This window comes from Ruegeria sp. CJ6, from assembly GCF_056536665.1.
This window is the reverse complement of record NZ_JBQFQB010000002.1, coordinates 288,643-313,454: the sequence shown is the minus strand read 5'-3', so window position 1 is coordinate 313,454 and position 24,812 is coordinate 288,643. Positions and strand designations below refer to the sequence as shown.

11 protein-coding genes are annotated in these 24,812 nt (G+C 59.0%); 5 read left to right on the top strand and 6 right to left on the bottom strand.

What is annotated here, in order from left to right:
* Nucleotides 1-33: 33 nt before the first annotated feature.
* Nucleotides 34-1,071: a zinc-dependent alcohol dehydrogenase family protein gene (locus tag ACR0BT_RS07110; protein WP_223118673.1), complete on the bottom strand. Its 1,038-nt coding sequence runs from the start codon at nt 1,069-1,071 to the stop codon at nt 34-36.
* 384 nt (nt 1,072-1,455) lie between these two features.
* Between ACR0BT_RS07110 and ACR0BT_RS07105 the strand changes: the two genes are divergently transcribed.
* Both ACR0BT_RS07105 and ACR0BT_RS07100 read left to right on the top strand, forming a co-directional pair.
* Complete coding sequence (locus tag ACR0BT_RS07105) at nt 1,456-14,667, top strand: hypothetical protein (RefSeq protein WP_480762803.1); 13,212 nt, start codon at nt 1,456-1,458, stop codon at nt 14,665-14,667.
* Nucleotides 14,668-14,685: 18 nt separating this feature from the next.
* Nucleotides 14,686-15,165, top strand: a complete 480-nt coding sequence (locus ACR0BT_RS07100) for an invasion associated locus B family protein (protein ID WP_170407630.1) — start codon at nt 14,686-14,688, stop codon at nt 15,163-15,165.
* Between the two features lie 173 nt (nt 15,166-15,338).
* Here ACR0BT_RS07100 and ACR0BT_RS07095 read toward each other — a convergent pair whose 3' ends face one another.
* Genes ACR0BT_RS07095 through ACR0BT_RS07080 form a run of 4 tightly spaced genes read right to left on the bottom strand, consistent with a single transcriptional unit; the run spans nt 15,339 to nt 21,484 of the window.
* On the bottom strand, nt 15,339-16,700 hold the full coding sequence (locus tag ACR0BT_RS07095) for an aminotransferase class III-fold pyridoxal phosphate-dependent enzyme (RefSeq protein ID WP_480562081.1): 1,362 nt from the start codon (nt 16,698-16,700) through the stop codon (nt 15,339-15,341).
* Nucleotides 16,701-16,729: 29 nt separating this feature from the next.
* Nucleotides 16,730-17,833: a mandelate racemase/muconate lactonizing enzyme family protein gene (locus ACR0BT_RS07090; protein ID WP_170611748.1), complete on the bottom strand. Its 1,104-nt coding sequence runs from the start codon at nt 17,831-17,833 to the stop codon at nt 16,730-16,732.
* 13 nt (nt 17,834-17,846) lie between these two features.
* On the bottom strand, nt 17,847-18,962 hold the full coding sequence (locus ACR0BT_RS07085; RefSeq protein WP_480762802.1) for a mandelate racemase/muconate lactonizing enzyme family protein: 1,116 nt from the start codon (nt 18,960-18,962) through the stop codon (nt 17,847-17,849).
* Nucleotides 18,963-19,009: 47 nt separating this feature from the next.
* Complete coding sequence (locus tag ACR0BT_RS07080; protein ID WP_480762801.1) at nt 19,010-21,484, bottom strand: FAD-dependent oxidoreductase; 2,475 nt, start codon at nt 21,482-21,484, stop codon at nt 19,010-19,012.
* Nucleotides 21,485-21,698: 214 nt separating this feature from the next.
* Here ACR0BT_RS07080 and ACR0BT_RS07075 point away from each other — a divergent pair, with 214 nt between their 5' ends.
* Together ACR0BT_RS07075 and ACR0BT_RS07070 are read left to right on the top strand one after the other, a co-directional pair.
* On the top strand, nt 21,699-22,790 hold the full coding sequence (locus ACR0BT_RS07075) for an aromatic ring-hydroxylating oxygenase subunit alpha (RefSeq protein ID WP_170394282.1): 1,092 nt from the start codon (nt 21,699-21,701) through the stop codon (nt 22,788-22,790).
* 198 nt (nt 22,791-22,988) lie between these two features.
* On the top strand, nt 22,989-23,375 hold the full coding sequence (locus tag ACR0BT_RS07070) for a carboxymuconolactone decarboxylase family protein (RefSeq protein WP_480436495.1): 387 nt from the start codon (nt 22,989-22,991) through the stop codon (nt 23,373-23,375).
* 86 nt (nt 23,376-23,461) lie between these two features.
* On the opposite strand, the gene ACR0BT_RS07065 is transcribed toward ACR0BT_RS07070, so the two are convergent.
* Complete coding sequence (locus ACR0BT_RS07065; RefSeq protein WP_170646977.1) at nt 23,462-23,755, bottom strand: hypothetical protein; 294 nt, start codon at nt 23,753-23,755, stop codon at nt 23,462-23,464.
* Between the two features lie 218 nt (nt 23,756-23,973).
* Here ACR0BT_RS07065 and phnC point away from each other — a divergent pair, with 218 nt between their 5' ends.
* A complete protein-coding gene (gene phnC / locus ACR0BT_RS07060) occupies nt 23,974-24,789 on the top strand; it encodes a phosphonate ABC transporter ATP-binding protein (RefSeq protein WP_170465735.1) in 816 nt (271 codons plus the stop codon).
* Nucleotides 24,790-24,812 lie beyond the last annotated feature (23 nt).

Here is a 24,812-nt window from a genome sequence, read left to right as displayed (position 1 = left end):
CCATTTTCGCACGGGGCGGATCCTGTTTGTGACTCAGAACCTTGTGATGACCGTCGCACCGATTGAGGTAAACTTATCCATCCCTATCAAGGCCTTGGGCGCGTCTTCCAGGCTGATTTTTTCCCCCACCAACCGGGCCGGATCCAACTTGCCATTTTTAATCATGTCGAGCATCGCGCCATAGCGATGCGCCTGCATCCCGTGCGAACCAAGCAATTCGATCTCTTGTCCTACGATCTTTGGCATGGGTACTGCTGGCGAAGCGTGATCACCCAGCATCAGACCGACCTGAATGTGCTTGCCGCGCGGACGCAGGCAGAGGATTGAGTTGGTCATAGTGACGGGATGACCCAAAGCGTCGATTGACACATGGGAGCCGCCTTTGGTGATTTCGCGGATCGCTTCGGGAACATCAGCATCTGTACCGTTAATGGTCGCAACTGCACCCAGTTCTTGCGCAAGTTCGAGTCTGGCTTCGTCTAGATCAACCCCGATGACATTGGCCCCGACGGCGGCAGCAATCATAACGGCTGACAGACCGACCCCACCGCAGCCATGTACGGCAACCCATTGACCGGCCGAGACCCTTCCTTGATCGACGACCGCGCGGAATGAAGTGGCAAACCTGCAGCCAAGGCTGGCGGCGGTTGCAAATTCCATGGTTTCAGGCAGCGCGACCAAATTAAGGTCAGCCTGATGAATTGGTACATATTCCGCGAAACTGCCCCAATGGGTAAAGCCGGGTTGCTCTTGATACAGACAGGTTTGCTGATGCCCTGCGTGACATTCGCTGCACGTTCCGCAGCCGCAGACGAAAGGCACGGTTACCTTGTCGCCAACTTTCCAGTTCTTTACATCCCGTCCGACGGCTTCGACCACGCCAGCCAACTCATGACCGGGTATGTGAGGCAGCTCGATATCACTGTCATGCCCCATCCACCCGTGCCAATCGCTACGACAAACGCCGGTGGCTTCGACCTTCAGAACAACGCCATGAGTATCGGGTGCAGGGTCGTCGACTGTGACAACCTTGGGGGTTTGTTGGAACTTCTCGAACAGGACAGCCTTCATAGTGTGCTCTTTCATTTTTTCGAAAAGTTGTGTGAACCTAAACCAACTCAGCCGAACTGATCCAGCCTTAGGGATGAACCCAGGTTGTGGCATTTTAGCACTATTTTAACCAAATCCAGTTTTAGACAAATTTAAGAAATCCACTCTCCTTAAACTTGCGCATATCTTTCTTTAGGTGGTGATGGGGAAATTCCCAAAAGCAATGTGTTGCTTTTGGGTGCAGCTCTTCTTTGCCTTCTGTGCTGGTGAATTGGGTTGTAGGGTCTCAAGGTGTCAAAGTTTTCAAACCTGCTGTTTGCGCTTTCTATTTTTCTATTTAATTCAACACCTTTGCTTGCCGCGCCGACCGCAGATTCAATTGTTGGAGACACTGTTAACAACCCTGTGACTGGTCTGGATACGACAGTCACCGCACTGATCGTGGATCCCGCTTCAACACCTACAGCCGGGACGACGGCTTTTGTTGAGACGGCGGATGGCTATGTGTTTCTCGTCAAAGATGCCGGCGATACAATTTACAACTCCGACAATCCCCCGCTGGCATTTGAGATTGTATCCATAACGGGAACAACGGCTCAGATCAGTAATTCTGGTGCGACCGGAACGGCCAGCTTGTCCACTCAGCTGACCCTGTCTCAGTACAACAGCAACTTCAACAGTTCGGGTACTCCTGGCTCTGTCACCCCGCCGGTGAACGTCTCCGGACCCAACGGTGTGAGCCAGGTCGTTTACGGGCGAGATGGCAGCAATGGGCGCGATGGTGCGCTTGTTGTGCCACCAAGTTCAGGTGGAAACGGTGCCGATGGCCCAACCCAGACACAAACCCTGAGCGGGAATGTCAACGCAACCAGCAATGTCGGTTGGCAAGTGGGTAGCGTTGGCGGTGACGGTGGTCAGGGCGGTGACTCGTATCTGAGCTTTTGGGACGGGCGCGATGGCGGCGACGGCGGGGAAGGCGGCACGGTTAACGCAACACAATCCTCCAGCAGCACGATCCAGACATCGGGCGACGGCTATGACGGTATATTTGCCTTCAGCCGCAGCGGCGAGGCTGGTGATGGCGGAAGCGGCTTCGCGGCTCCGGGTGGGGGCACCGGTGGCCACTCGGCAGATGGTGGCGATGTAACAGTTACGCAGCGGGGTGACATTTCTACGTCCGGCGACTCGGCTGATGGCATCTATGCGCTGAGCGTTTCGAACAATGGCGGTAATGGTGGGTCACAATGGGGGCTGGTTGGCTCGTCCGGTAACGGAGGCTATGGCGGTAGCGGTGGCACCGTAACGGTAAACACGGCCTCAAGCGGTAGCATCTTGACGACCGGCGACTACGCGAACGGGATTTACGCCCAATCCATCGGCGGTTCGGGGGGGTCAGCGGGGACAAGTGGCAACTTGTTGGTTTCGCTCATTGGCGGGGCCGATAATGGCGGAAATGGAGGCAGGGTTAACGTCTCGCACGGTGGCGCGATTGAAACACAAGGTGATTTCGCGCGCGGTATTGTTGCCCAGTCCATCGGCGGCGGCGGCGGTTCGGGCGGAACTGCAGGCGGTCTGGTATCCCTTTCTCTTGGTGGCGTGGGCTCGAACGGCGGTAGCGGGGACTCGGTGAATGTCACTGTGCAAGGTTCGGGAAGCATCCTGACTTCGGGCATTGGGGCTGACGGTGTCATGGCGCAATCCATCGGCGGCAGCGGCGGAACCGGTGCAAATTCATATGGGCTTGTTGCGATTGGTGGCACAGGATCTCGGGGCGGAACGGGCGCTGCGGTGAGCGTCAGCAACTACGGGCGTATTGTAACCGAAGACGACAACGCCCGCGGGATTATCGCGCAATCCATCGGCGGCGGTGGCGGTGACGGCGGCTCGTCCGGTGGAATGGTCTCGGTCGGTGGCAATGGCAGCGGTGGTGGCAGCGGGTCCACTGTGACGATCGTGAATGACGGGATCATCACCACCTCGGGTGATGATGCGATGGGTATTCTGGCCCAGTCGATTGGTGGCGGTGGCGGCAATGGTGGTTCGTCCGGTTCGGTAGGTGCGTTTGTCGGGGTAGCCATCGGTGGTGATGGCGGGGCCGGAGGGACCGGTGGCAATGTCAACGTTACCTTATCCAACACCGATGGCAGCCAGCCGTCGGCTATCCGGACTTCGGGCGCGCGCTCGGCAGGTGTATTTGCACAATCCGTCGGCGGCGGTGGCGGCAACGGTGGCGGAGCGGTCTCGGTTGCGGTTGGCGCATTTGGCGCGGCATCGGTCTCGGTTGGTGGGTCCGCTGGCAATGGTGGCAACGGTGGGACGGTCACGCTTAGCGGCAGCGGTTCAGCTTCTGTACAAACCGGTGGTGACGACTCGGTTGGGGTGATGCTGCAATCTGTTGGCGGTGGCGGCGGCAATGGTGGCTATGCGGTATCTGTCGCAGCCTCTGGAGGTCCGGTATCGGGTTCGCTGGCTGTTGGGGTTGGCGGTGACGGTGGTACGGGCGGCACGGGTGGTCCGGTCACGGTTGGCCAGTTCGATGGTAGTGGCGTCGCAACAGCAGCTGGGTTTGAAGGCACTGTCGTCACGACCGGAAACCGGTCGACAGGTATGCTGTTTCAGTCCGTCGGCGGTGGTGGTGGCAATGGTGGATTGGCGGTCGCCGCGACCGGTGGCGCCTCGGCACTATTTTCGGGCAACGTATCAGTTGGAATTGGCGGCAAGGCCGGCAGTGCGGGCAATGGTGGACTTGTTCAGGTCTATACCAATGCTGACGTGACCACGACTGGCACAAGCTCCAGCGCGATCATCGCCCAATCCGTTGGCGGCGGTGGCGGTAATGGTGGTGGAAGCATCGCGGCCGGTATCAGCGCAAGCGGAGGCGCTGCGGTCGGGATCAACGTTGGTGTCGGCGGAGATGGTGGTGGTGCCGGTATCGGTGGCAACGTCACTTTGCGTGCCGGTGGGACCTCAATCGAAACCAGTGGCGCATTCTCCAGCGGTGTCGTTGCGCAATCCGTTGGCGGCGGCGGTGGCAATGGTGGTTATGCCATCGGTGCCAGCGCCGATATTGCGGGCGGCGCTGCCGGGTCCATCAGTGTAGGCCTCGGCGGCAAAGCTGGCGGTGGAGGTGCGGGCGGCACAGTGACGGCCCAAGTTGATGCGGATGTCACCACCCGTGGGGATGATGCCGGTGCGGTCGTGGTGCAATCCATCGGCGGTGGCGGTGGCAATGGCGGCTTCAGCGTCGCTGCTGGCTTGGCGGCCGGCGGTGGCGGTGCCGGAACGATTGGAGTCGGACTTGGCGGCGACGGAGGCAGCGGCGGCATAGGCGGTACGGTAACCGGCGTGCGCGTCAACGGCGACGTTCGGACCGAAGGTGCACGCTCGACGGCTGTCGTTATTCAATCCATCGGCGGTGGCGGTGGTAATGGTGGTTTCAATGTCACCGCCGGAGTGGCAGCTGCAGGAGCTGGTGCTGGGTCAATTGGCGTCGGGCTCGGCGGCAACGGCGATACAGGCGGCAATGGCGGCGTGGTTGAAGGCCAGGTTGCAGGAAACGTCACAACAGTGTCCGAAGGTTCAGGCGGCGTAGTTTTCCAATCCATCGGCGGCGGTGGTGGCAATGGTGGCTTCAACGTGACGGCCGGTGTTGCTGGTGCGGGGGCAGGTGGCGGTGCCGTCACCGTTGGCCTTGGTGGCGACGGCTCAGGAGGTGGAATCGGTCAATCGGTGACAGGCCGAGTCACAGGCACCGTAAGCACCGGTGGCGCGGACTCTACTGCCGTTCTGGCACAGTCCGTTGGCGGAGGCGGTGGCAATGGTGCTTTTAATGTTAGCGCGTCACTTGCAGGGGCTGGGGTTGCGAGCGGTGCAGTTTCAGTTGGCCTTGGCGGCGACGCAGGTACGGGCTCGACGGGTGGCACAGTCAATCTGACGATTACAAATACGATTGTAACTGTCGGGGACCGTTCTTCTGGCGTCGTCGCCCAATCCATCGGCGGTGGTGGCGGCAATGGTGGGTTTAATATCTCGGGGACTGGGGCCGGTGCAGGTACTGCAAGCGGTGCGGTCAGCGTCGGGCTTGGTGGAACGGGCGCAGGTGGCGGTAATGGCGGGTCGGTTACGCTAAGATCCAGTGGGACAATTCTGACGCAAGGCGACTCGGCGACAGCCTTCCTCGCGCAGTCCATCGGCGGTGGCGGAGGTAACGGAGGTTTCAACGTCAGCGCATCGGTTCAGGGTTCGGGCACCGCTGGGGCGGGCGTTTCGGTCGGCTTGGGCGGCGACGGCGGCGGAGGTGGTGATGGGAGCACGGTAATTGCTACGTCGAACAACGCGGTCGAAACCCGGGGGGATCAATCCTCGGGCGTGGTTGCGCAGTCCATCGGCGGCGGTGGCGGCAATGGTGGGTTCAACGTAGCCCCGGTCTTGTCGGGTGCAGGAACAGCCAGTGGCGCGGTGAGTGTCGGCCTCGGCGGTTCGGGCGATACTGGCGGCAATGGCGGCACCGTCACGCTGACTTCGAACGGTACCATCCTGACGGATGGCTTTGCTTCAAGCGGGTTTGTTGCGCAGTCTCTTGGCGGCGGCGGTGGTAACGGAGGGTTCAACGTTTCGCCAACCGTTTCGGGGGCTGGAACGGGTGCGGCATCGGTTTCGGTCGGGTTGGGCGGCTCAGGATCTGCCGGGGGTGACGGCAGTCTGGTAACGGCCAGCACAACAGCAAACGTTGTGACCCGAGGGGATGCTTCGGTGGGTGTCCTCGCGCAGTCCGTTGGTGGCGGCGGTGGTAATGGTGGCTTCAATGTCTCACCGGCTTTGGCTGGGGCCGGCACCGGATCGGGCGCGATCAGCGTTGGCCTGGGTGGGTCCGGTGGCAGCGGCGGCACGGGGGGTGTTGTTGGCCTGACGGTTGCCAATAGTGTTCAAACCGAAGGTGCGCAGTCCAGCGCAGTTGTGGCGCAATCAATCGGCGGCGGCGGCGGCAATGGCGGGTTCAACGTTTCCGCTTCCGTCGGTGGCGCAGGTACGGGTTCTGGCGCTGCGGCAGTTGGCTTGGGCGGTCGTGGAACTGGCGGCGGTGACGCCTCGGCGGTCACGGCGAATGTAACCGGGAATCTGATCACGCAAGGTGAAACCTCCAGCGGTCTCTTGGCACAATCTGTCGGCGGTGGCGGCGGTAATGGTGGCATGAACGTCTCGGTTGCAGTGGCCGCGGCGGGCACCGGCTCGGGTGGGGCATCCGTGGGTCTTGGTGGGGCGTCCGGTACCGGCGGCAACGGAGGCACAGTTGAAGCCACATTGAACGGAAACGTCTCGACACAAGGCGATGAATCCGGCGGGGTGATCGTGCAAAGCCTTGGCGGCGGTGGGGGCAATGGAGGCATGAATGTTTCCGCCACAGTCACTGTCGCAGGAACCGGCAGCGGTGGTGCGTCTGTTGGTCTTGGTGGCAGCGGTGGCGACGGGGGCGACGCGGATACGGCCGAAGGCACGGTCGTTGGCAATGTTACCACTACCGGTGACAATTCTGGCGGCGTCTTGGTGCAATCTGCTGCGGGTGGCGGCGGCAATGGCGGGCTGAACGTATCAGCAGCCGTGAACATCTCGGGGACCGGGGGCGGCGCCGTCGGGGTTGGCATCGGTGGCTCGGGTGGAGATGGCGGTGCTGCGAGCGCGGCGACGGGGTCGGTCACCGGCGATGTCACTACAAGTGGTGAGAACGCGGCGGGCGTTCTGGTCCAATCCGTTGGCGGCGGCGGCGGTAATGGCGGCGTCAACATATCGGGCGCTCTGAGCATCGCACGCACTGGATCGGGTGCGGCAGGTATCGGCGTGGGCGGCTTCGGCGGCAGTGGCGGGACCAGCGGGGTAGTCGACAACACGTTCTCGGGCAATGTGAGCACCTCGGGTCCACGGTCGGCAGGTATTATCGCACAAAGCCTTGGCGGAGGTGGCGGCAATGGCGCCACAAACATTTCCGGGGCCATTTCTGTAGCCAGCAACTATTCCGGCGGTTTGGGGATCGGCGTCGGCGGCTTTGGCGGGGACGGTGGTGCGGCAGATAACGTCACGCAGCGGGTCACCGGAGATGTCATGACAACCGGTGATGACTCGGTCGGCATTCTGACGCAAAGCCTCGGCGGCGGTGGTGGCAACGGCGGCACCAACATTTCGGCAGCGTTGTCTCTGTCCCGATCAGCCAATGCGGCGGTCGGCATCGGTGTGGGCGGTTTTGGCGGCGGCGGCGCTGATGCCGGAGCGTTGGTGCAATCGACAATCACCGGTGGAGTAACCACAACAGGTGATCGCAGCACCGGGATCCTGACACAGAGCCTTGGCGGCGGTGGTGGCAACGGCGGCACTAATATCTCGGCCTCGTTGGGTATCAGCCAGGAAAATGGCGGCTCGGTCAGTCTGGGCGTTGGCGGCTTCGGTGGCGGGGCGGGTAACGCTGGTGAAGTGAACAGCACATTGCGCTCAAGAACGGACAGCAGTGGCACAACTTCGGTGGTAACCACTGGCGTAGACAGTATTGGTGTCATAGCCCAGTCGGTCGGCGGCGGCGGCGGTAACGGCGGTCTGAACGTTTCTGGCGCTGTCAATCTCACCGGCAAATCCGGTGCAGCGGTTGCCCTGGGACTTGGTGGCTTTGGTGGCGGTGGTGGCAATGCCGATGCGGTCACGTTGGATGTTCAAAGCGATGTAGTGACGGCGGGTGACGGATCGCATGGTCTGTTTGCGCAAAGCCTTGGTGGCGGTGGCGGCACCGGGGGCGTGAATATTTCGGGCACTCTGGCGCTGACCAAACCATCGGGGTCGGACACGATCTTTTCGGTTTCAGCGGGTGTTGGCGGCTTTGGCGGGGCCGGTGGTGATGCAAGCGATGTCGATCTGGACTATACCGGCAATGTACAGGCCGTACCGATGGTCGAGCAATCGGATGGCACTTTCGCCGTTGATGAAAGCAAAGGGGCCAGTGGCATCATTGCCCAGTCGCTTGGTGGCGGTGGCGGTGACGGCGGCACGAACGTCTCGGGTGGCCTCGCGATAAGCGGCAAACCCGGCGCAGGCCAGACAGATAGCAGCAAATCCTACGCGGTTGTCGTGGGCGTCGGGGGCTTTGGTGGCGGCGGTGGAGACGCCGGGAATGTTGATGTGAACATCGGCGCAGGCAGCACCATCACAGCTCACGGCACTGGCCAATCCGGCCTGCTGGCCCAATCCGTCGGCGGCGGCGGTGGCAACGGTGGTCTGAACGTGTCAGGCGGGATCGTATCCGACAGCTCTCTGATCGTGGGCGTCGGTGGTTTCGCAGGCGATGGCGGTCAGGCCGGAGACGTCACGGTCACCTCGCAAGCGGATATTACGGTTACAACGAACCCGGACGATATCTCGATCCCCAACACAACGACCTTCGAAGACAAACTGCGCGATTTCCTGGGCGACTCAATCGTAGATGAGACCGAGGAATTGGCGTCGAACTTCGGGTTGGAACGCCTGTTCATCGACATGGGTGTCTTCAACGAAGAAAAACCCGATACCGATGGCTCGGCGGGTCTGCTGGCACAGTCCATCGGCGGAGGCGGCGGCAATGGCGGTCTGAATGTCTCGGGCGGTATTGCGCTCAGCAAAGATGGCAAGATCCCTTCGGTTACGTTTGGCGTCGGAGGCTTTGGCGGTGACGGCAATGTCTCGGGCAATGTGGGCGTCAATCACGCGGGAACTGTGTCAGTCGCCGGCAACTGGAAACATGGAGTTTTGGCCCAGTCGATCGCAGGCGGCGGTGGCAACGGTGCTTTGAACGTGACCGGGCAGCTGAACTATGGCGACTCCAACAACTCGGACGGCAAAACGGATCTGAGCATTGTGGGCGGCCTTGGCGGCCACGGAGGTACTGGTGCGGATGCGGGTGACGTGTCGGTCACTCAGACCGGCAACATCGCAACAAATGGCTATCACGCGCGCGGAATCTTTGCCCAGAGCATCGGCGGCGGCGGTGGTACCGGCGGCATTAATGCGACCTTTGTTGGTACCAAGGACAGCTCACCTATCGCGATGGGGATCGGCGGCTTTGGCGGCGGTGGCGGCGATGCGGGTGACGTGACCGTCGCGCGTGGCACAGCGGCCCTTGCTGCGGGGACAATCACGACCGATGGCGTTGGATCGCACGGTATCGAGGCGTCGAGCATTGGCGGCGGCGGCGGCGATGCGGGGATCAACGCAGTTGTGGGTATCAGCAAGACCACCGGCAACCAAAGCAACGGCGGCACAGGCGATTCATCCGATCGTAAGACACCGACCAATACCGGCGTCGATGACTCGGTCATCGCCAACTACAACGCGGTTTTGGATGAGCTTGAAGGCAAGGTGAACCCTGCAGATTCCTCTGGCAATAAAACCGGTGTGTCAGCGGTGGTTGCCATCGGTGGCGATGCAGGTACGGCAGGGGACGGTGGCGAGGTCGATGTTGATCACTATGGTGATATCGTCACCTTGCAAGATGGCAGCCACGGTGTGTTTGGGCAATCCATCGGCGGTGGCGGCGGCAACGCCGCCTTGAACCTCGGCATGACCTATGAGCTTGCCTCCGACGCGACCAACAAAGGCTTTGGCTTGGCTATTGGCGGCGGCACGGGTGAGGGCGGCATCGGTGGTTCGGTGGATGTGCGCAATACAGGCGACATCGCGACCTCGGGCGCAGATTCCCATGGTCTGTTTGCGCAGTCCGTTGGCGGCGGCGGCGGCAATGCTGGCTACAATTCGGCATCGACGTCGGTTGATGGCGGCAATGTAAACATCCAGATCGGCCGCACGGGTGGAACCGGGGGCAGCGGTGGGGACGTCTATGCCAGCTCGAACGGCGCGATCAGCACGACGGGCAACCGGTCTTATGGCTTCTTTGCACAGTCCATCGGCAATGGCGGGGGTAACTCGTCATCAACTTCGGTCAGCATCGGCACCCCGAAATCCGGCGACAGCAAAGGCAACAAAGCCAGCCTGTCAGTCGGGCTTGAAGGCGGTACGGGTGGCGCGGCAGGCGATGTGACTTCTGTGGTGGCGGGCACCGTCGTCACGCAGGGCGATGACGCACATGGCGTATTTGCGCAGTCAGTTGGCGGCGGCGGAGGCAATGGCGGTAAGGCCAGCAACTCGGCTGGCAAGGGCACGTCAATTGCCTTGTCCATCGGTGGTACCGGCGGCACCGGAGGCGTTGGTGGCACGGTGGACGTGACCAACACTGCCCAGATCGCAACGTTCGGAGATCGCTCGATTGGGCTGATGGCGCAATCCATCGGTGGCGCAGGCGGAACTGGCGGCATGGTACAGGCCGGACAATCGAACCTCGATACCATCAAAGCTGTGGTCAACCCGTCCACAGTCGGCACCACAGCATCGATCAACATAGGCGGTACAGGTGGGGACGGTATGACCTCGGACATCGTGACCGTTGTGAGCGACGGAATAATCAGCACAGCAGGCACCATGGCCCATGGTATCTTTGCGCAGTCCGTCGGAGGCGGCGGCGGCATGGGTGGTGTCGTGGAAAACCGCATCATCAGCCTGCGTAAAGAGATTGGAAACACCGCGACATTATCCATCGGCGGCAACGGCGGCTCGGGTGCGATGTCGGCGGGGGTATCTGTGACCAACCGGGACGTGATCCTGACCACGGGCGACAAGTCGGTGGGTATCTACGCGCAATCGGTCGGTGGTGGCGGTGGTGATGCACAGCAGGTTCGAAACATTATTCTGGGCCGGTCCTCGGAGGGGTCTACGACAAACGCGATCCTTATTGGTGGCACCGGCGGCACCGGTGGTTCTGGCAGTACAACCACTGTTGTGAACGAAGCCGATGGTACGATCGTGACCAGCGGAGCGGAAAGCCACGGTATCTTCGCGCAGTCTGTCGGCGGTGGCGGCGGCAATGGCGGATCGACAATCTCGGTTGATGGTCGCTATGGCGGGGCCGAGGCGAGCACTCGGCGGGCGTTGCAATTTGGCCTGGGTGGCTCGGGTGGTTCCGGTGGAACCGGAGGCAACGTGGCCGTCACAAATGCGGGCACGATCATCACCATTGGTGCAGGTGCGCATGGCATCTTTGCTCAATCCGTTGGTGGCGGCGGCGGCAATGGTGGGAGTTCGATTACTGGGACGCTGCGGCTAAAGACTGGGGACAACAGCTCTCCGACCGCGCAGTTGAACATCGGTGGTTCGGGTGGCAGTGGCAACGCTGCCGGAAACTCGGTTGTCACCAATACCGGCGACATCCGCGTTGATGGCGAAGGGGCCTACGGTATCTTCGCGCAATCCGTTGGTGGGGGCGGCGGTAACGGTGGTTTGGCCGTCGCGATGGATGTGAACGACCTCAAAAACACCATGACCGGCCAGTCATACTCGAAGATCGCCATTGGCGGTTCTGGTGGCGACGGTGCGGATGGTGGAGATGTCACGGTCAACCATACCGGTACGATTGTCGTGAACGCTGAAAACGGGTTCGGTATCTATGCCCAATCCGTAGGTGGCGGCGGCGGTAATGCGGGATATTCGGTATCGTCGCCCTTGGTCTCGGCGCTGGACTACACGATCTCTCATGTGTTGGGCGCGCGAGAAGGGACCACCGGATCGGTGGGAACCGCGACTGTCAATTCAACCGGTGACATTCTGGTGAATGGTGCAGGCAGCGAGGCCATCTTCGCACAATCCGTCAATGGCGGCGGCGGCAACTCCGAAACATCGGTCGACTTTACGACCGCGACGGCAAGCGCGGGTGGAACCGGCACTGTTTATATCAGTGACATCTCGCTGGGCGGTGATGATGTTTCGGGCACGGCGGGCAGCCAGGTTGCCCAGTCGCACGTCGGTAACATAGCGACCACCAGTGACCGCTCGACAGGTCTGATGCTGCAGAGTGTTGGCGGCGGTGGTGGCACATCGGCCAACAACATCAGCCTTCAGGATGGCGACGGTATCGAGATTGATGCGCGCCTGGGCGCGATTGATACGAATGATGCAGCAGGTGGCGATGTGTTCGGCAGCCGGACTGGCGATGTCGGCACTGATGGTGCGTTTTCCTCGGCAGGTACGGCGCAATCTATTGGCGGCGGCGGCGGTAAGCTGGTGCTCAACAGCACGGGCCCGGCTGATACCAACAGGTTTGCTTCGGTAATCCTGGGGTCCGATCCAAGCTTCCGCAACAGTGGCGGTGATATCGATCTTGATCTGAATGGAGATGTCTTCACCAGCGGTGACCGGTCCTTTGGCCAAAGCGTTCAAAGCATCGGCGCGGGTGGTGGTGAAGCTGTCGTTGCTGGTCTTGGAGGCGTCGATGTGACCCTCGGGGCTCAGGACGATTCAACTGGAGATGGCGGCAACGTCGATTTCACCAATACCGGTGACGTAAACACAAGTGGTACCGGATCGCATGCGTTCGTGATCCAGAGCATCGGCGGCGGCGGTGGTCTTGTCACGACAGACCTGGACCCCAGCCAGGTGACCGTAAATCTGTCAGCAGCGAATGGCGGGGACGGCGGGGACATTCTGTTCTTGCAAACTGGTAACACGGTCACCAGTGGAGAGAACGCGATCGGTGTCGCCGCGCAGTCGTTGGGTGGCGGCGGCGGCATCGTCGATTCCATATTCCGGGGTGCCGCAGGTGGCGCCGGGTCGGGCGGTGCTATCGACATGACCCTGACCGGCAATGTCTTGTCGGTCGGCGGCGGTGGCATTGGTGTCTTTGCACAATCCGAAGGCCGTGACGGTGCAGACGCCATTATGCTTGGGTTCGATGGTGTTGTCATGGGCGGCACCGGGCAAGCGAACTCGGTTGCCTCGATCATTGTCGAAGGAGGTACCGACAACACGCTGACCCTATCAGAAGACACGGTGCTGATCGCGGGCAATAACCAACTGGTGAACGGCGGCGATGGCAATGAACAAATCACGCTGTCCGGACGCGCGCTTGGGAACCTGAACCTTGGTGACGGGACGAATGGCCTGACCGTGGAAGATGGTGCAACCTTCTATGCATTGGATACCGTGAATCTGGGCGACGCCGGGCTCATGCAGGTGGATGGCAACTTGGTTCTGGGCGCAAATTGGGGCGTCGACGGAGGCCTGACGGCTGCTGTTCAAGCGGATGATTTTTCCTTCACCGAAAATGTCAGCCAGACCACGAACGTGACCGGAAGTCTGGCCTTTGGCGGCACTGCGACTTCAACGTTCGACGTGTATTTCCGAACCACTGGCATATCGGGTGGAGACAGCGATCTGATCAATGTCACCGGGGATGCCACCATTGGTGGTACATTGGTGCCGCGGTTGAACACGCTCGAACGCGCATTGCCGCTTGTCATCATCAATCCCGATGGAACGGCCGCAGATGCTGGCACGACCATCCAGGACACTGTGGTTCTGGATTACTCCATTGGTTTGAACGGGGCGACTTCGGACGGCAGTTCGATCGATCTGGTGATCACACCAGACTATTCGACGCCCAGGATGAACTCCAACCAGACCGCGATCGGTGACTATATCAATGATGTCCTGAACGGGCGGGGAACATCCGACCAGGGCGAGCTTTTGGCGCTGATCGGGAACATGCAATCCGAGGCCGATGTGATCGCGGCCATTGAGAGCTTGTCGACAGCGGACTACGCCGCAGATGCGGTGGATGCGTATTTTGGTACGCGGGTATTCGCGGATACGCTGCAAAACTGCGAACGCTACACCAATTATCAAGCCGGGGATGATCCGCGTAACTGTATCTGGTTTACCGGCGGCCGCTATTTCTTCGACCGCGAGCAGACCGGGATTTACAACGATCTGAACGTCAATAACACCAATTGGTCGGCGGGTGTCCGTCTACCGGTGGGGGATGAGTTGTATGCAGGGTTTGCCCTGGGCTACGACCAGATCAGCCTGCAGAACGGATCGCAATACAATGCATCCGGCGATCGGTTCAATCTGGGCGCATCGCTGACCAAATACACGGGCGCGTGGGAGTTTGCGGCCATGCTGTCGGCAGGTTGGTCGAACTACGATACAAGCCGTGCAGGTGGGATCCGGGGCGTTTTGCCCAATGGCACTATTGTGGACACCGTTGGTGTCAGCGAGATCAAGCACAAGATGAACCACCAGAACCTGCGGCTCAGCCTGGCGTATGATCAAAGACTTGGCGCTGGTGGAGCGTATCTGCGCCCCGAACTGGCCGTCGATGCGACGCGGTTGGCGACGGAAAGCAATGGCGATGCCACTTTGTCAGGTGTCGTCTTGCAGGACGACAACGAGATGATCTATTCGCTGACGCCGTCGATTGAGATCGGGACCGAGCAGATACTGAGCGCCTCGCAGAAACTGCGTGCGAGCCTGCGCGCCGGTGCCATCCTCTCGTCTGACGACACGGTGTCGGTAACCGCTGGCTTCAGTGGGGCCAGCGCCGCCGATGGAGGGTTCGTGAATACCAGCTATATCGGTGACGCCCACGGCGTCGTGTCCGCGCGGTTGGGATTGTTTGCTTTGGATGACAGCAGCTTTATCAACCTGAGCCTGGACCATATGTTTGGAGACTCAACCCAAGCCCTGCAGGTTGGCATTGGCCTTGGGATACAATTCTAGTTTATGAGGAACAGCAGTATGAAAACTTGGATCTACGCTTTGGTGGCGTCGTTCGGTTTGACAACTCAACTTGGCGCACAGGAAAACGAAGCGCCATTGTGGTCGGTCAACTGCAGCAATCAGGTCAACGGAACTGAATTGATTTGTGAAATGACCCAGACCATTATCTTAACCGAGAACAATCAAAGGCTTGCCTCGATTGCGTTCGTCAAACCTGCCGGCAGAGACGAGATCGAAGCGGTGCTGACACTGCCATTTGGCCTGCTGTTCTCTGAAGGGCTGATTGCTAAAGTGGATGATGCCGAGATCGCGCGGCTGGATTTTCTAACCTGCGAAGCACAGGGTTGTTTTGCCCGTTCTCCTGTTTCTCAGGACTGGATGTCAAAGATGCGCGCTGGCAATCTGTTGAGTATTGAAAGCGTAAACCGGGTCGGCGATCCAATTTCCTTTGGTTTCGATCTGGCGGGATTTAGCAGAATATCCGATATGCTGCCGTGATTGCCTGGCCTTCCTTCCAGAAGGCCGCACAGGCCTTCTTGGTTAGCAACGCGTAGAAGGGTCTGACCAGAGCGTTCATTTTGTGATTGCGCTCGCAACGAGCGGAGGCTGCGGCGTAGGGCTATGTGATGGCCTTAGATTTCCGAGATGCGAGCGTTCGCGCCGACTAGTTCTCAGAGACACTCCCGGTCGGCGATGTCGAGGGTGCGGTCCAGAATCGCCAGCCCTGTCATCAGGTCGTCTTCACTGATGTTGAGCGGTGGGGTCAGGCGGATCACGTTCGAGAAGAATGACAGGTAGAGGCCTTCGTTCATCGCAAAGCTCATCATCTCGCTCATGGGTTTGGCGTCCGCACCTTTGGCGGCAAACGGCACCAGCGGTTCGCGGGTGTCGCGGTTCTTGACCAGTTCGATCCCGTTGAACATGCCCTTGCCGCGAATATCCCCGATCGAGGGGTGTTTCTTTGCCAGCTTGTGCAGTTCGGCGCGCATCTTCTCACCCATCGCGGTGGCGTGGGCCAGCGTGCCTTCTTCCTGCATGGCTCGGATCGCGGCAATGCCAGATGCGCATGCCAGCGGATGGCCGGCATAAGTCAGGCCTCCGGGCAATGGGTAATCGCGCAGCCAGTCATGCAGCTCGGTACTGACGGACATGGTGCCAAGCGGCACGTAACCCGAGTTGATGCCCTTGGCCGAACAAATGATGTCCGGCTGAACACCCCAGTGATCGACGGCGAACCATTTTCCGGTCCGGCCAAACCCGGCCATGACCTCATCCGCGATCAGTAGGATGCCGTATTTTTCGCAGGTTGCCTTAATAGATTGCAGATATCCGTCGGGTGGCACGATGATCCCGTTTGTGCCGACAATAGGTTCCAGAATGACAGCGGCCACGGTGTTGGGGTTTTCATACATCAGGATTTCTTCCAGATGCGGCCCGCCTTGGGCGACCGGGCACTGGGCCGGGTCTTTGTGGCCTGTTGGTAACCGATAGACGTAAGGATCAAGCATCCGCACGACGCCCGGCATATCGGCGCGGGTCAGATGGTGACGTGGATCGCCCGTCAGCGACAGCGTGCCTCCGGTTGCTCCGTGATAGGAACGGTAGCGGGCAATGATCTTTGTCCGACCGGTGTAATGCCGCGCCAAACGGATCGCGGTTTCATTGGCGGCGGACCCTCCGGTTGTAAAAAAGGTTGATGAGATGTTGGCAGGCGTGATCTCGGTCATGATTGCCGCGAGTTCTGATCGAACATCCGAGCCCATGGCCGGGCCGATATAACAAAGCTTGTCCGCCTGATCCTTAATCGCTTGTACGATCTTGGGGTGCTGATGACCCATATTGGCGTTTACCAGTTGGCTTTGAAAATCGAGGTAGCGTTTGCCGTCGCTGTCCCAGAACCAACTGCCCTGAGCACCTGTTATGACGCGCGGGCGGCTGCCCTGTTTCGACCAGCTTTGCAGATAATGATCCGCATGCATGTCTTTGACCCATTCGGGATCATGGGAGGGGTAGGCGTTGCTGAAGTCTTCCATAACAGGCCTCTTGGCGTGCGGGGTTGGGATCAATCGATGATGGTTACTGGCTGGCCCAAAGCGTCTGCATCAGGCGTGACGCCAAGGCCGGGGCCTTCGGGTGGGGCGATGCGACCGTTCCGGCGGCTAGGTGCATTCGGATCGAGACGCGGTTTGACATAGTGGGACAGATCACAAGTATTCATGATGCCGTGCGCTGGGGTTGAGGCTGCAAGATGCAGCGAGGCGGCCGTCGTAACATCGCTGCCCCAGGTGTCCTCGATGCACATCTGCGTGCCAAGCGACAGGCAGAGATCGCGGATTTGACGCATCGTCGAAAGGCCGCCCATCTTCGACAGTTTCAGTGCGGCGGCATCCATGCAGCCAGCGCGGTGTCCTGCCAGAACCGAATGAATGTCACAGGCGCTTTCGTCCAGCTTCATCGGCAGACCAGTCGCGGCGCGGACATGGGCGCATTCCTCGATCGTGGCGCAAGGTTGTTCCAGCATTATGTCCAGATGCGAGACAGCGCGGCCAACTCGTGTGGCGGTCAGCGTATCTGACCCGCAATTCCAGTCTCCATAAACCAACGGGCCATCACCAACAGCCTCGCGCACTTGAATCAAACGAGCAACGTCGGCTTCCCAGTTGTTATCTGCACCCAGCTTCACCTGAAACTGTCGCATGCCCTGATCAAAGGCATCGCGCGCCATGCGCGCCATTTCATCCGGCGCGATACAGGTGATCGAGTGATACAGCGGCAAATCCGCGACCGCCCGCCCACCGAGCAAAGCGTAAAGCGGTAGGTCGGCTGCCTGTGCGGTCAGATCCCAAAGCGCTGTATCAATGGCTGACTTGGCGTAGCCATGCCCGATCAGATGCTTATTAAGGCGCTCCATCAGCGCTTCGGGACCAACCGGGTTAGCGCCGATGAGAACGGGTGCCATCTCTTCAAGCGCTGGAACCACGCCCTTGGCATAGGCGGGTAAATAATGCGGGATCGGACAAACCTCTCCCCAGCCCGATGCGCCGGTGTCGGTATCCAGGCGGACGACCACTGAAACCGTCGTATCGCAGGTCTTGCCCTCGGCCATGTAATAGGTGTCATGCGAGGTCAGCGGGACTTCCCAGGCGGTGATGCGAGTAATCTTCATCAGGCGGTTTCCATCAGGCGCAGGATTCGTAGGTTGCGACAGGTGGGCCAAGGCTGTCAAAGTCCGGCGTCACCCCAAGCCCCGGAGTATCTGAGGCATAGAGTTTACCGTCCCTTACTGTGGGGCCGCCAATCCCGGTGTTACGGGTGTTGTAGTTCATCAGATCGGTTGAATTGATCAGCATCTCTTGGGGTGTTGAGGCCGCAAAATGGGCAACTACGGCGGTGGTGATCTGACCGCCCCATGTGTCCTCGGAGACAACCGGAATACCGTGATCAATCAGGAAATCGCGCACCCGGCGAGCTTTGGACAGGCCGCCAAGGTTCGAAATCTTCAAGCAACAAATTTCGGCACCCCGATCGTTCACGATGCGTCGGGCCATTTCAATCCCGGTGACGCATTCATCCAGTTTCATTGGTTGCTCGGCTACGCGGCGCACCTGCTGGCACTCGTGGTAACTGTGGCAGGGTTGTTCGAGGATAAAATCCAGATCGCGGGTTGCGCGGGCCACACGGATGGCGTTGTCAACGCGCCAACCCTGATTGGCATCTGCCATAGCCTTTTCACCGGGTTTCAGCAGGGGCACGCCTTCGCGGATACGGTCGATATCGGTCACCCAGTCGCCACCTACCTTGATCTGGAACTGCCGGTATCCCGCTGCGCGGTGCTGCTCCATCTCGGCGATGGTTTCTTCCAAGACAGGCTTTTGCGGCACAACCCGGTACATCGGCGCACCATCGGTGAGTTTGCCGCCCATCAGCATCCAAACAGGTTGTCCGGTGGACCGTCCCAGAATATCCCAACACGCTGCATCAAAGGGCGCTTTGGCGTAGCCGTGACCTTGGACCGTGCCATCCATCAACCGTTCGATCTTGGACAGCTGGCGGGGATCTTCCCCCAGCAAGCGCGGGGCGACGAGGCGGGCAAAGGCCTCGACGCCTTCGGAATGGGCGATCATGTAGTTCTCGCCGCATGGGGCAAACTCGCCGCAGCCCTGTAGACCCGCATCCGTGTCGATCACCACTACCGAAGACATCGACGTTGTGATCGCGTTGCCCGCGCCCCAGCCGTATGATCCGCCGACATAGGGCAGGGGGGTTTTGAACACACGGATACGGGTTATCTTCATGGCGTCACCATAGGGCTTCCGCGATGGCCGATGCTCTGGTTTTCAGATCACGCCAGTTCACGAACTGCGTCCGTGCGTGGGCGTTCGGATTTCGGATCATAGGCTGCTTCGCCGAGGACACGCCCTTTGCGGGGTACACCAGCGATAACTACTTCGATCTTTGTGCCCGGAACATTCACGTGTGGCTTGACGTAAGCAAAGGCGAGGATTTTGCCGACGCTGTGGCCATAGGCGACCGAGGCTGTTGCACCGACAACCTCGCCTTTGATCCGAATAGCCTCGCCCCCATGACCATCTTCGACCCCATCCGGTTCGATCTCCAAATAGGCGCAAATCCAAGGCATCTCGCCCGCCTCAGACTGAGCGGCACTGGCGCGCGTTGCTTCGACACCTAGATACTCTTTGTCCAGCTTGAAGAACCGGCTGACATTGGCCTCTGGCAGCGTGACCTCGTTGGTCAGTTCTCCAGCACCGGGGAATGCTTTTTCCATGCGCAGGCTGTTCATCGCAAACGAGCCGTAGTTTTCGATGCCAAATTCCTCGCCGGCAGCCCACAGTGCGTTGTAGACGTCAACGCAGGCTTCATCCGGCATGTGGAATTCCCAACCCAACTCGCCCGCATAGGACATGCGAAAGGCCCAGACCTTGTGCCCCGCAATGGTGATTTCCTGAGCCGACAGCCAGCGGAACCCGGCGTTGGACAGGTCTGCGTCGGTGCATCTGGCCAGTACCTCGCGGGATTTTGGCCCGTTCAGGGACAAAGCCGACCAATCTTCAGAGAGCGTTTTGACAAAGACGGTCTCTCCCGCGAGGTTCTGGTTCAAGTGATCGACAAGGCGCTGTTCAAAGAACGCCGCGCAGACCAGATAATAGCGGTCTTCCGCCATGCGAACGATGGTCGTCTCAAGCTCGATACGGCCACGGCGGTTCAGAAAGTGGGTCAAGGTGATCGAGCCATCTTTCTGTGGCATCTTGTTGGCCGTCAGCCTGTCAAGATAGGCATAGGCATCTGGGCCTGAAACTTCGACCTTGGTGAACGCGGTCACGTCCATGATGCCGACCCGCTCACGCACGGCCTGGCATTCCAGCGCCACCATGTCGAAAACCTCGTTACGGCGGAACGAATAGTGGTCACGCTGTTCAACACCATTGCGCGCGAACCAGCGGGGGCGTTCGTGGCCGAAAACCTCTTCATAGACCGCGCCCTTTTGTTTGAGGATCTCATAAAGCGGCGAGGGTTTGATCGGACGCCCTGCAAGGCGATTGAAATGCGGAAAGGGGATCTCGTGCCGCAGCTTGTAATCCTCGTGCGCCTTGATGACCTGCCAGTCTTTCTTGGCATAGCTGCCAAAGCGGCGCGGATCATAGTCGCGCATGTTGATATCAGCAGCACCGTGTACCATCCATTTGGCCAGTTCACGGGTCAGACCAGGCCCCCAACCGATGCCGATCTGCGTGCCACAGCAACACCAGTAATTCTTGACGCCCGGCGCGGGGCCGACCATCGGGTTGCCATCTGGCGGGTGGCTGATTGCACCATGGACTTCGCGGGTGATGCCCAGTTCAGAAAAGATCGGCATCCGTTCCAATGAGTTTTCCAGCCAAGGCATGACACGGTCATAATCCGCCTCGAACAGCCAGTTTTCGTACTCCCATGGGCATTCATCATGCCAGACAGAGTTCGAGTTCTCCTTTTCATAGATCCCGATCAGGCCCTTTTTCTGTTCCATGCGGATATAGCCCGAAACCATCTTGTCATCGCGGATCACCGGCAGCTCGGTCTTCAGGTCTTTGAATTCCGGCACATCTTCAGTGACAAAATAATGATGGGTCATCGAGGTCATAGGCAACTGCAGGTTCGACCATTCGCCCATTTGACGGGCATATGTGCCACCGGCGTTGACCACGTGTTCGCAGGTGATGGTGCCTTGTTCGGTTTTCACCACCCATTCACCTGCATCGTTCTGGGTGATGTTGGTCGCGCGACAGTGGCGGAAAATCTTCACACCTTTCTGACGGGCCCCAGCGGCCATGGCCATAGTCACGTTCGAAGGATCAACGTGACCGTCATCTGGCGTGTAAAGCGCGCCAATGACACCGTCGAGGTTATAGTAGGGGTGCATTTCAGCTATGAAGTCAGGCCCTACCAACTCGATGTTGAACCCCAGCGCTCGGCCAACTGATAATGTGTGGCGCAGCCAGTCCATCTCATCCTCGGTATAGGCCAGACGGAATGAACCGCAGCCATGCCATGTAACCGCCTGACCGGTTTCTTCCTCAAGTGTCTTGGAATAAAGGCCAATGTTATAGTCGACCATTTTGCCCAGCCCGTAGGAACTGGTGGAGTGAGTAATCTGACCAGCGGCATGCCAGGTGGAGCCCGAAGTTAACTCGGCCTTTTCCAACAGCACCGTGTCTTCGCCCCAACCTTCATGGCCCAGGTGATAGGCCAGTCCGCAACCCATGACGCCACCGCCGACAATGACGACCTTTGCGCGTGCAGGCAGTTCCTTTTTAGACATCGCAACTTCCTGTTTCCGAGACATGGAATTCTGTGGACTTCCTATTGCTACATATGTACCACTGTCAATTAAAAATGGCACAAATGTACATACCGAGGTAAGCAATGTGCGGTACAGATGTTTCAAGTGGTATTCTGACGCGTACGGATGTTACGAATCCTTACGCGATCTTTTTGACTGAAACACCAGCTCGGCTTGTATCAGGAGAAAAAATATGACTGTCCTGCCAACCCACTCGCTCGAGGCCCGGTACTATACGGATCCTGACATATTCGACAAAGAGATGAACGGCCTGTTGTGTAGAACTTGGCAATACGCAGGTCATGCGGCAGATATCCCAAATGTAGGCGACTACTTTGCGTTCGAAATCGCTGGTCAGAACCTTTTTGCCATTCGTGGACGCGACAATCTTGTCAGGACTTTCTACAACGTGTGCCAGCATCGTGCGCATGAAATGGTGACCGGAACCGGAAATACCCGTGTAGTGGTCTGTCCCTATCATCAGTGGACCTATGAGCTGACTGGCGGCCTGCGGTCTGGACCGAACATCAAGAAAGTTCCCGGTTTTGATCGCGCGAAAATCTGTCTGACCGAAGTACGGACCGAAGACTTCCTCGGGTTCATCTTTGTCAATTTGGACGATAACGCGGCAACGATGGACGAATGGTATCCCGGCGTCCGGGACGAGTTGTCTGAGTTCGTGCCGAACACTAACGCTCTGGCCCCCTTAGAGTGGGTGGAAATTCCCGAAAACTGCAATTGGAAGGTTTCGATCGAGAATTACTCGGAATGCTATCACTGCCCAACTAATCACCCGACCTTTGCCGAAGGCGTGATCAAACCGGAAACCTATGACATTCAGCCCGATGTGTCGGGAGGTTACGTGCTGCGTCACACGACCGAGTGCCAAAGCCTCGAAAAGATGACCTATCCGATTGATCTGGAAAGCAACAAGCACGCGGGCGACTATCAAAGCTGGTTCCTGTGGCCGATGTTCTCGTTCCAATGCTATCCGGGAAATGTTCTGAACACCTATCATTGGCGGGCAAATACAGTGGACAGCTGTACCGTCTGGCGCGGGTGGTACACAGAAGGCGGTCATGAAAGCGACGTGATCCGTGGCCTTGCCACTCAGGATCGCGAAACGACTGTGGCCGAGGATATTCGGTTAGTGGAATCCGTTCACCGCGGCCTGAAATCCAAAGGGTACAAACCGGGACCGCTGGTGCTTGATCCGGCCTGTGGCGTCATGAGCGAGCATTCCGTTGCGAAGCTTCAACAATGGATGCGCGAGGCGATTGAATAACGTTACGTGCTGTGGATGGGCCAGATAAGACATCACCGAAGCCAACGCTGTGCCAAAGGGCACACCCGACCAGAACGACGCGATCGAGCCCCTTGCCTTCGGTGGTGGGGTTGGTTGTAAGACAGGGGCGGCGGCTTTAGCGGTATATCGAGCCAGGACCGACTAAGTTGCAGATCGGTAGTTTCACCTGAGGAGAGAATGATGGACGATAACCTGTTTGAACATGGCCTGAAGCAGCGCAAGTCGACGCTGGGCGCCGAGTATGTTGAGAAGAACCTGGCAGCGGCGGATGATTTTACCCGCTCATTCCAAGAGAACATGACTGCTTGGTGCTGGGGCTTCGGCTGGGGGGATGACACGATCGATCACAAGACCCGTTCGATGATGAACCTCGCTATGATTGGGGCACTCGGCAAGATGCATGAATGGGAAATCCACTGTAACGGCGCGTTGAACAATGGTGTCACCAAAGAGGAAATCCGATCAATCATTCATGTGATTGGCATTTATTGTGGCGTCCCGCAATCTCTTGAATGCTTCCGTGTCGCGCGCAAAGTCCTGACCGAACGTGGGCTGCTGGACTGACCTGATCCCTTCGCGAGATCTTTAGAAGGAACGACACAATCAGCGAGATTGCGCGTCTGCAGTTCGCGCAGTCTGCTGACACCTGCCTAAGCCGGGTCTGGCACCTCACCTTGCCAATGGTCCCCCATCGCGACGATGCATGAAGTACCGTTGGCGTAGTTCTGAACGATCATCCAGTCTCCGCTTGTACGTTTGACCCAAACCTCCAGCATCGTTTCGGGATCACGCAAACCCATGCCCTGACGTTCGGCCCCCAGAACCTGTTTCAGTGTCTGTGCCATCCGCGCGCTGTCATCACAGCTGACATCCGCCATTTTAGACTGCGCAGTAGAAGGCACCACAAGGCATAGAAGAAGAAGGCTGGCATGAAGACGGGTCATAGGTGAAGGTTAGTTCTTTCTGCGCTCAAGCGTAACAGTTTTGTGACGCCCTGTGGATAAAACTCGCGTGGAGCCCTGCGAGATACGACACTCGCTGCAGAGACAGGCAATCATCGCGCCTGTCACAAATCTTTCGCGTAGATGTAAACGAAACGATTCAAAAGCGTCACGAAGCTTTTGTTTTGACGTTCTATCAGCCTCGCAACGATGGGGGCGATATGCTGAGAATTGAAAAGCTGACCAAAAAGTTTGGTGACAAACGGGCCGTGGATTCGGCGAATATCGTTGTCGACAAGCCAACCATGATCGGGATTATAGGCAGCTCCGGGGCTGGAAAATCCACGCTTTTGCGCATGGTCAACCGTCTGAGCGATGCAACGACCGGCACAATTGCTTTTGAAGGCGAAGAGATCTCTGCGCTTCGCGGTGCTGCCAAACGCGAATGGCAATCGCGCTGTGCGATGATCTTTCAGCAGTTCAATCTTGTACCGCGCATGGATGTCGTCTCGAACGTTTTGCATGGCACGCTGAACAGGCAATCGACCTTTTCGACGATGTTCAACCTGTACCCGCGGTCGGATATTCATAAGGCGATTGAAATTCTGGATCGGCTAGGCATTGCCGAGCAAGCACCCAAGCGAGCCGAAGCCTTATCAGGCGGCCAGCAGCAACGCGTCGCCATCGCCCGCGCGCTGATGCAGGACCCGAAGATCATTCTGGCGGATGAGCCGATCGCCTCGCTGGACCCAATGAATGCACAGGTTGTGATGCAGTCGCTGCGGGCCATTCACGAAGAAGACGGCCGTATGGTCATTGCGAATCTGCACACATTGGATACCGCGCGTCGCTACTGCGACCGGGTCATCGGAATGCGTGATGGTCGGATTGTGTTCGACGGCACCCCTGCGCAGCTGACCACGGGCGTAGCGCGCGACATCTACGGTGCAGGCGCAGACTTTTCCGAGGCCGCAACCTCGACCGAGATCGAAACACTGGACAGGCCCGAGGTCCGCGAAGCGGAAGCCTACGTCTGAGCCAGTTTCCCCCCGCGTCCGTC

Coding starts and splice junctions, on each gene's coding strand:
- ACR0BT_RS07095 (WP_480562081.1), bottom strand. CDS start 16,700: ATGGAAGACTTCAGCAACGCCTACCCCTCCCATGATCCCGAATGGGTC.
- ACR0BT_RS07075 (WP_170394282.1), top strand. CDS start 21,699: ATGACTGTCCTGCCAACCCACTCGCTCGAGGCCCGGTACTATACGGAT.
- ACR0BT_RS07090 (WP_170611748.1), bottom strand. CDS start 17,833: ATGAAGATTACTCGCATCACCGCCTGGGAAGTCCCGCTGACCTCGCAT.
- ACR0BT_RS07110 (WP_223118673.1), bottom strand. CDS start 1,071: ATGAAGGCTGTCCTGTTCGAGAAGTTCCAACAAACCCCCAAGGTTGTC.
- ACR0BT_RS07070 (WP_480436495.1), top strand. CDS start 22,989: ATGATGGACGATAACCTGTTTGAACATGGCCTGAAGCAGCGCAAGTCG.
- phnC (WP_170465735.1), top strand. CDS start 23,974: ATGCTGAGAATTGAAAAGCTGACCAAAAAGTTTGGTGACAAACGGGCC.
- ACR0BT_RS07080 (WP_480762801.1), bottom strand. CDS start 21,484: ATGTCTAAAAAGGAACTGCCTGCACGCGCAAAGGTCGTCATTGTCGGC.
- ACR0BT_RS07100 (WP_170407630.1), top strand. CDS start 14,686: ATGAAAACTTGGATCTACGCTTTGGTGGCGTCGTTCGGTTTGACAACT.
- ACR0BT_RS07085 (WP_480762802.1), bottom strand. CDS start 18,962: ATGAAGATAACCCGTATCCGTGTGTTCAAAACCCCCCTGCCCTATGTC.
- ACR0BT_RS07065 (WP_170646977.1), bottom strand. CDS start 23,755: ATGACCCGTCTTCATGCCAGCCTTCTTCTTCTATGCCTTGTGGTGCCT.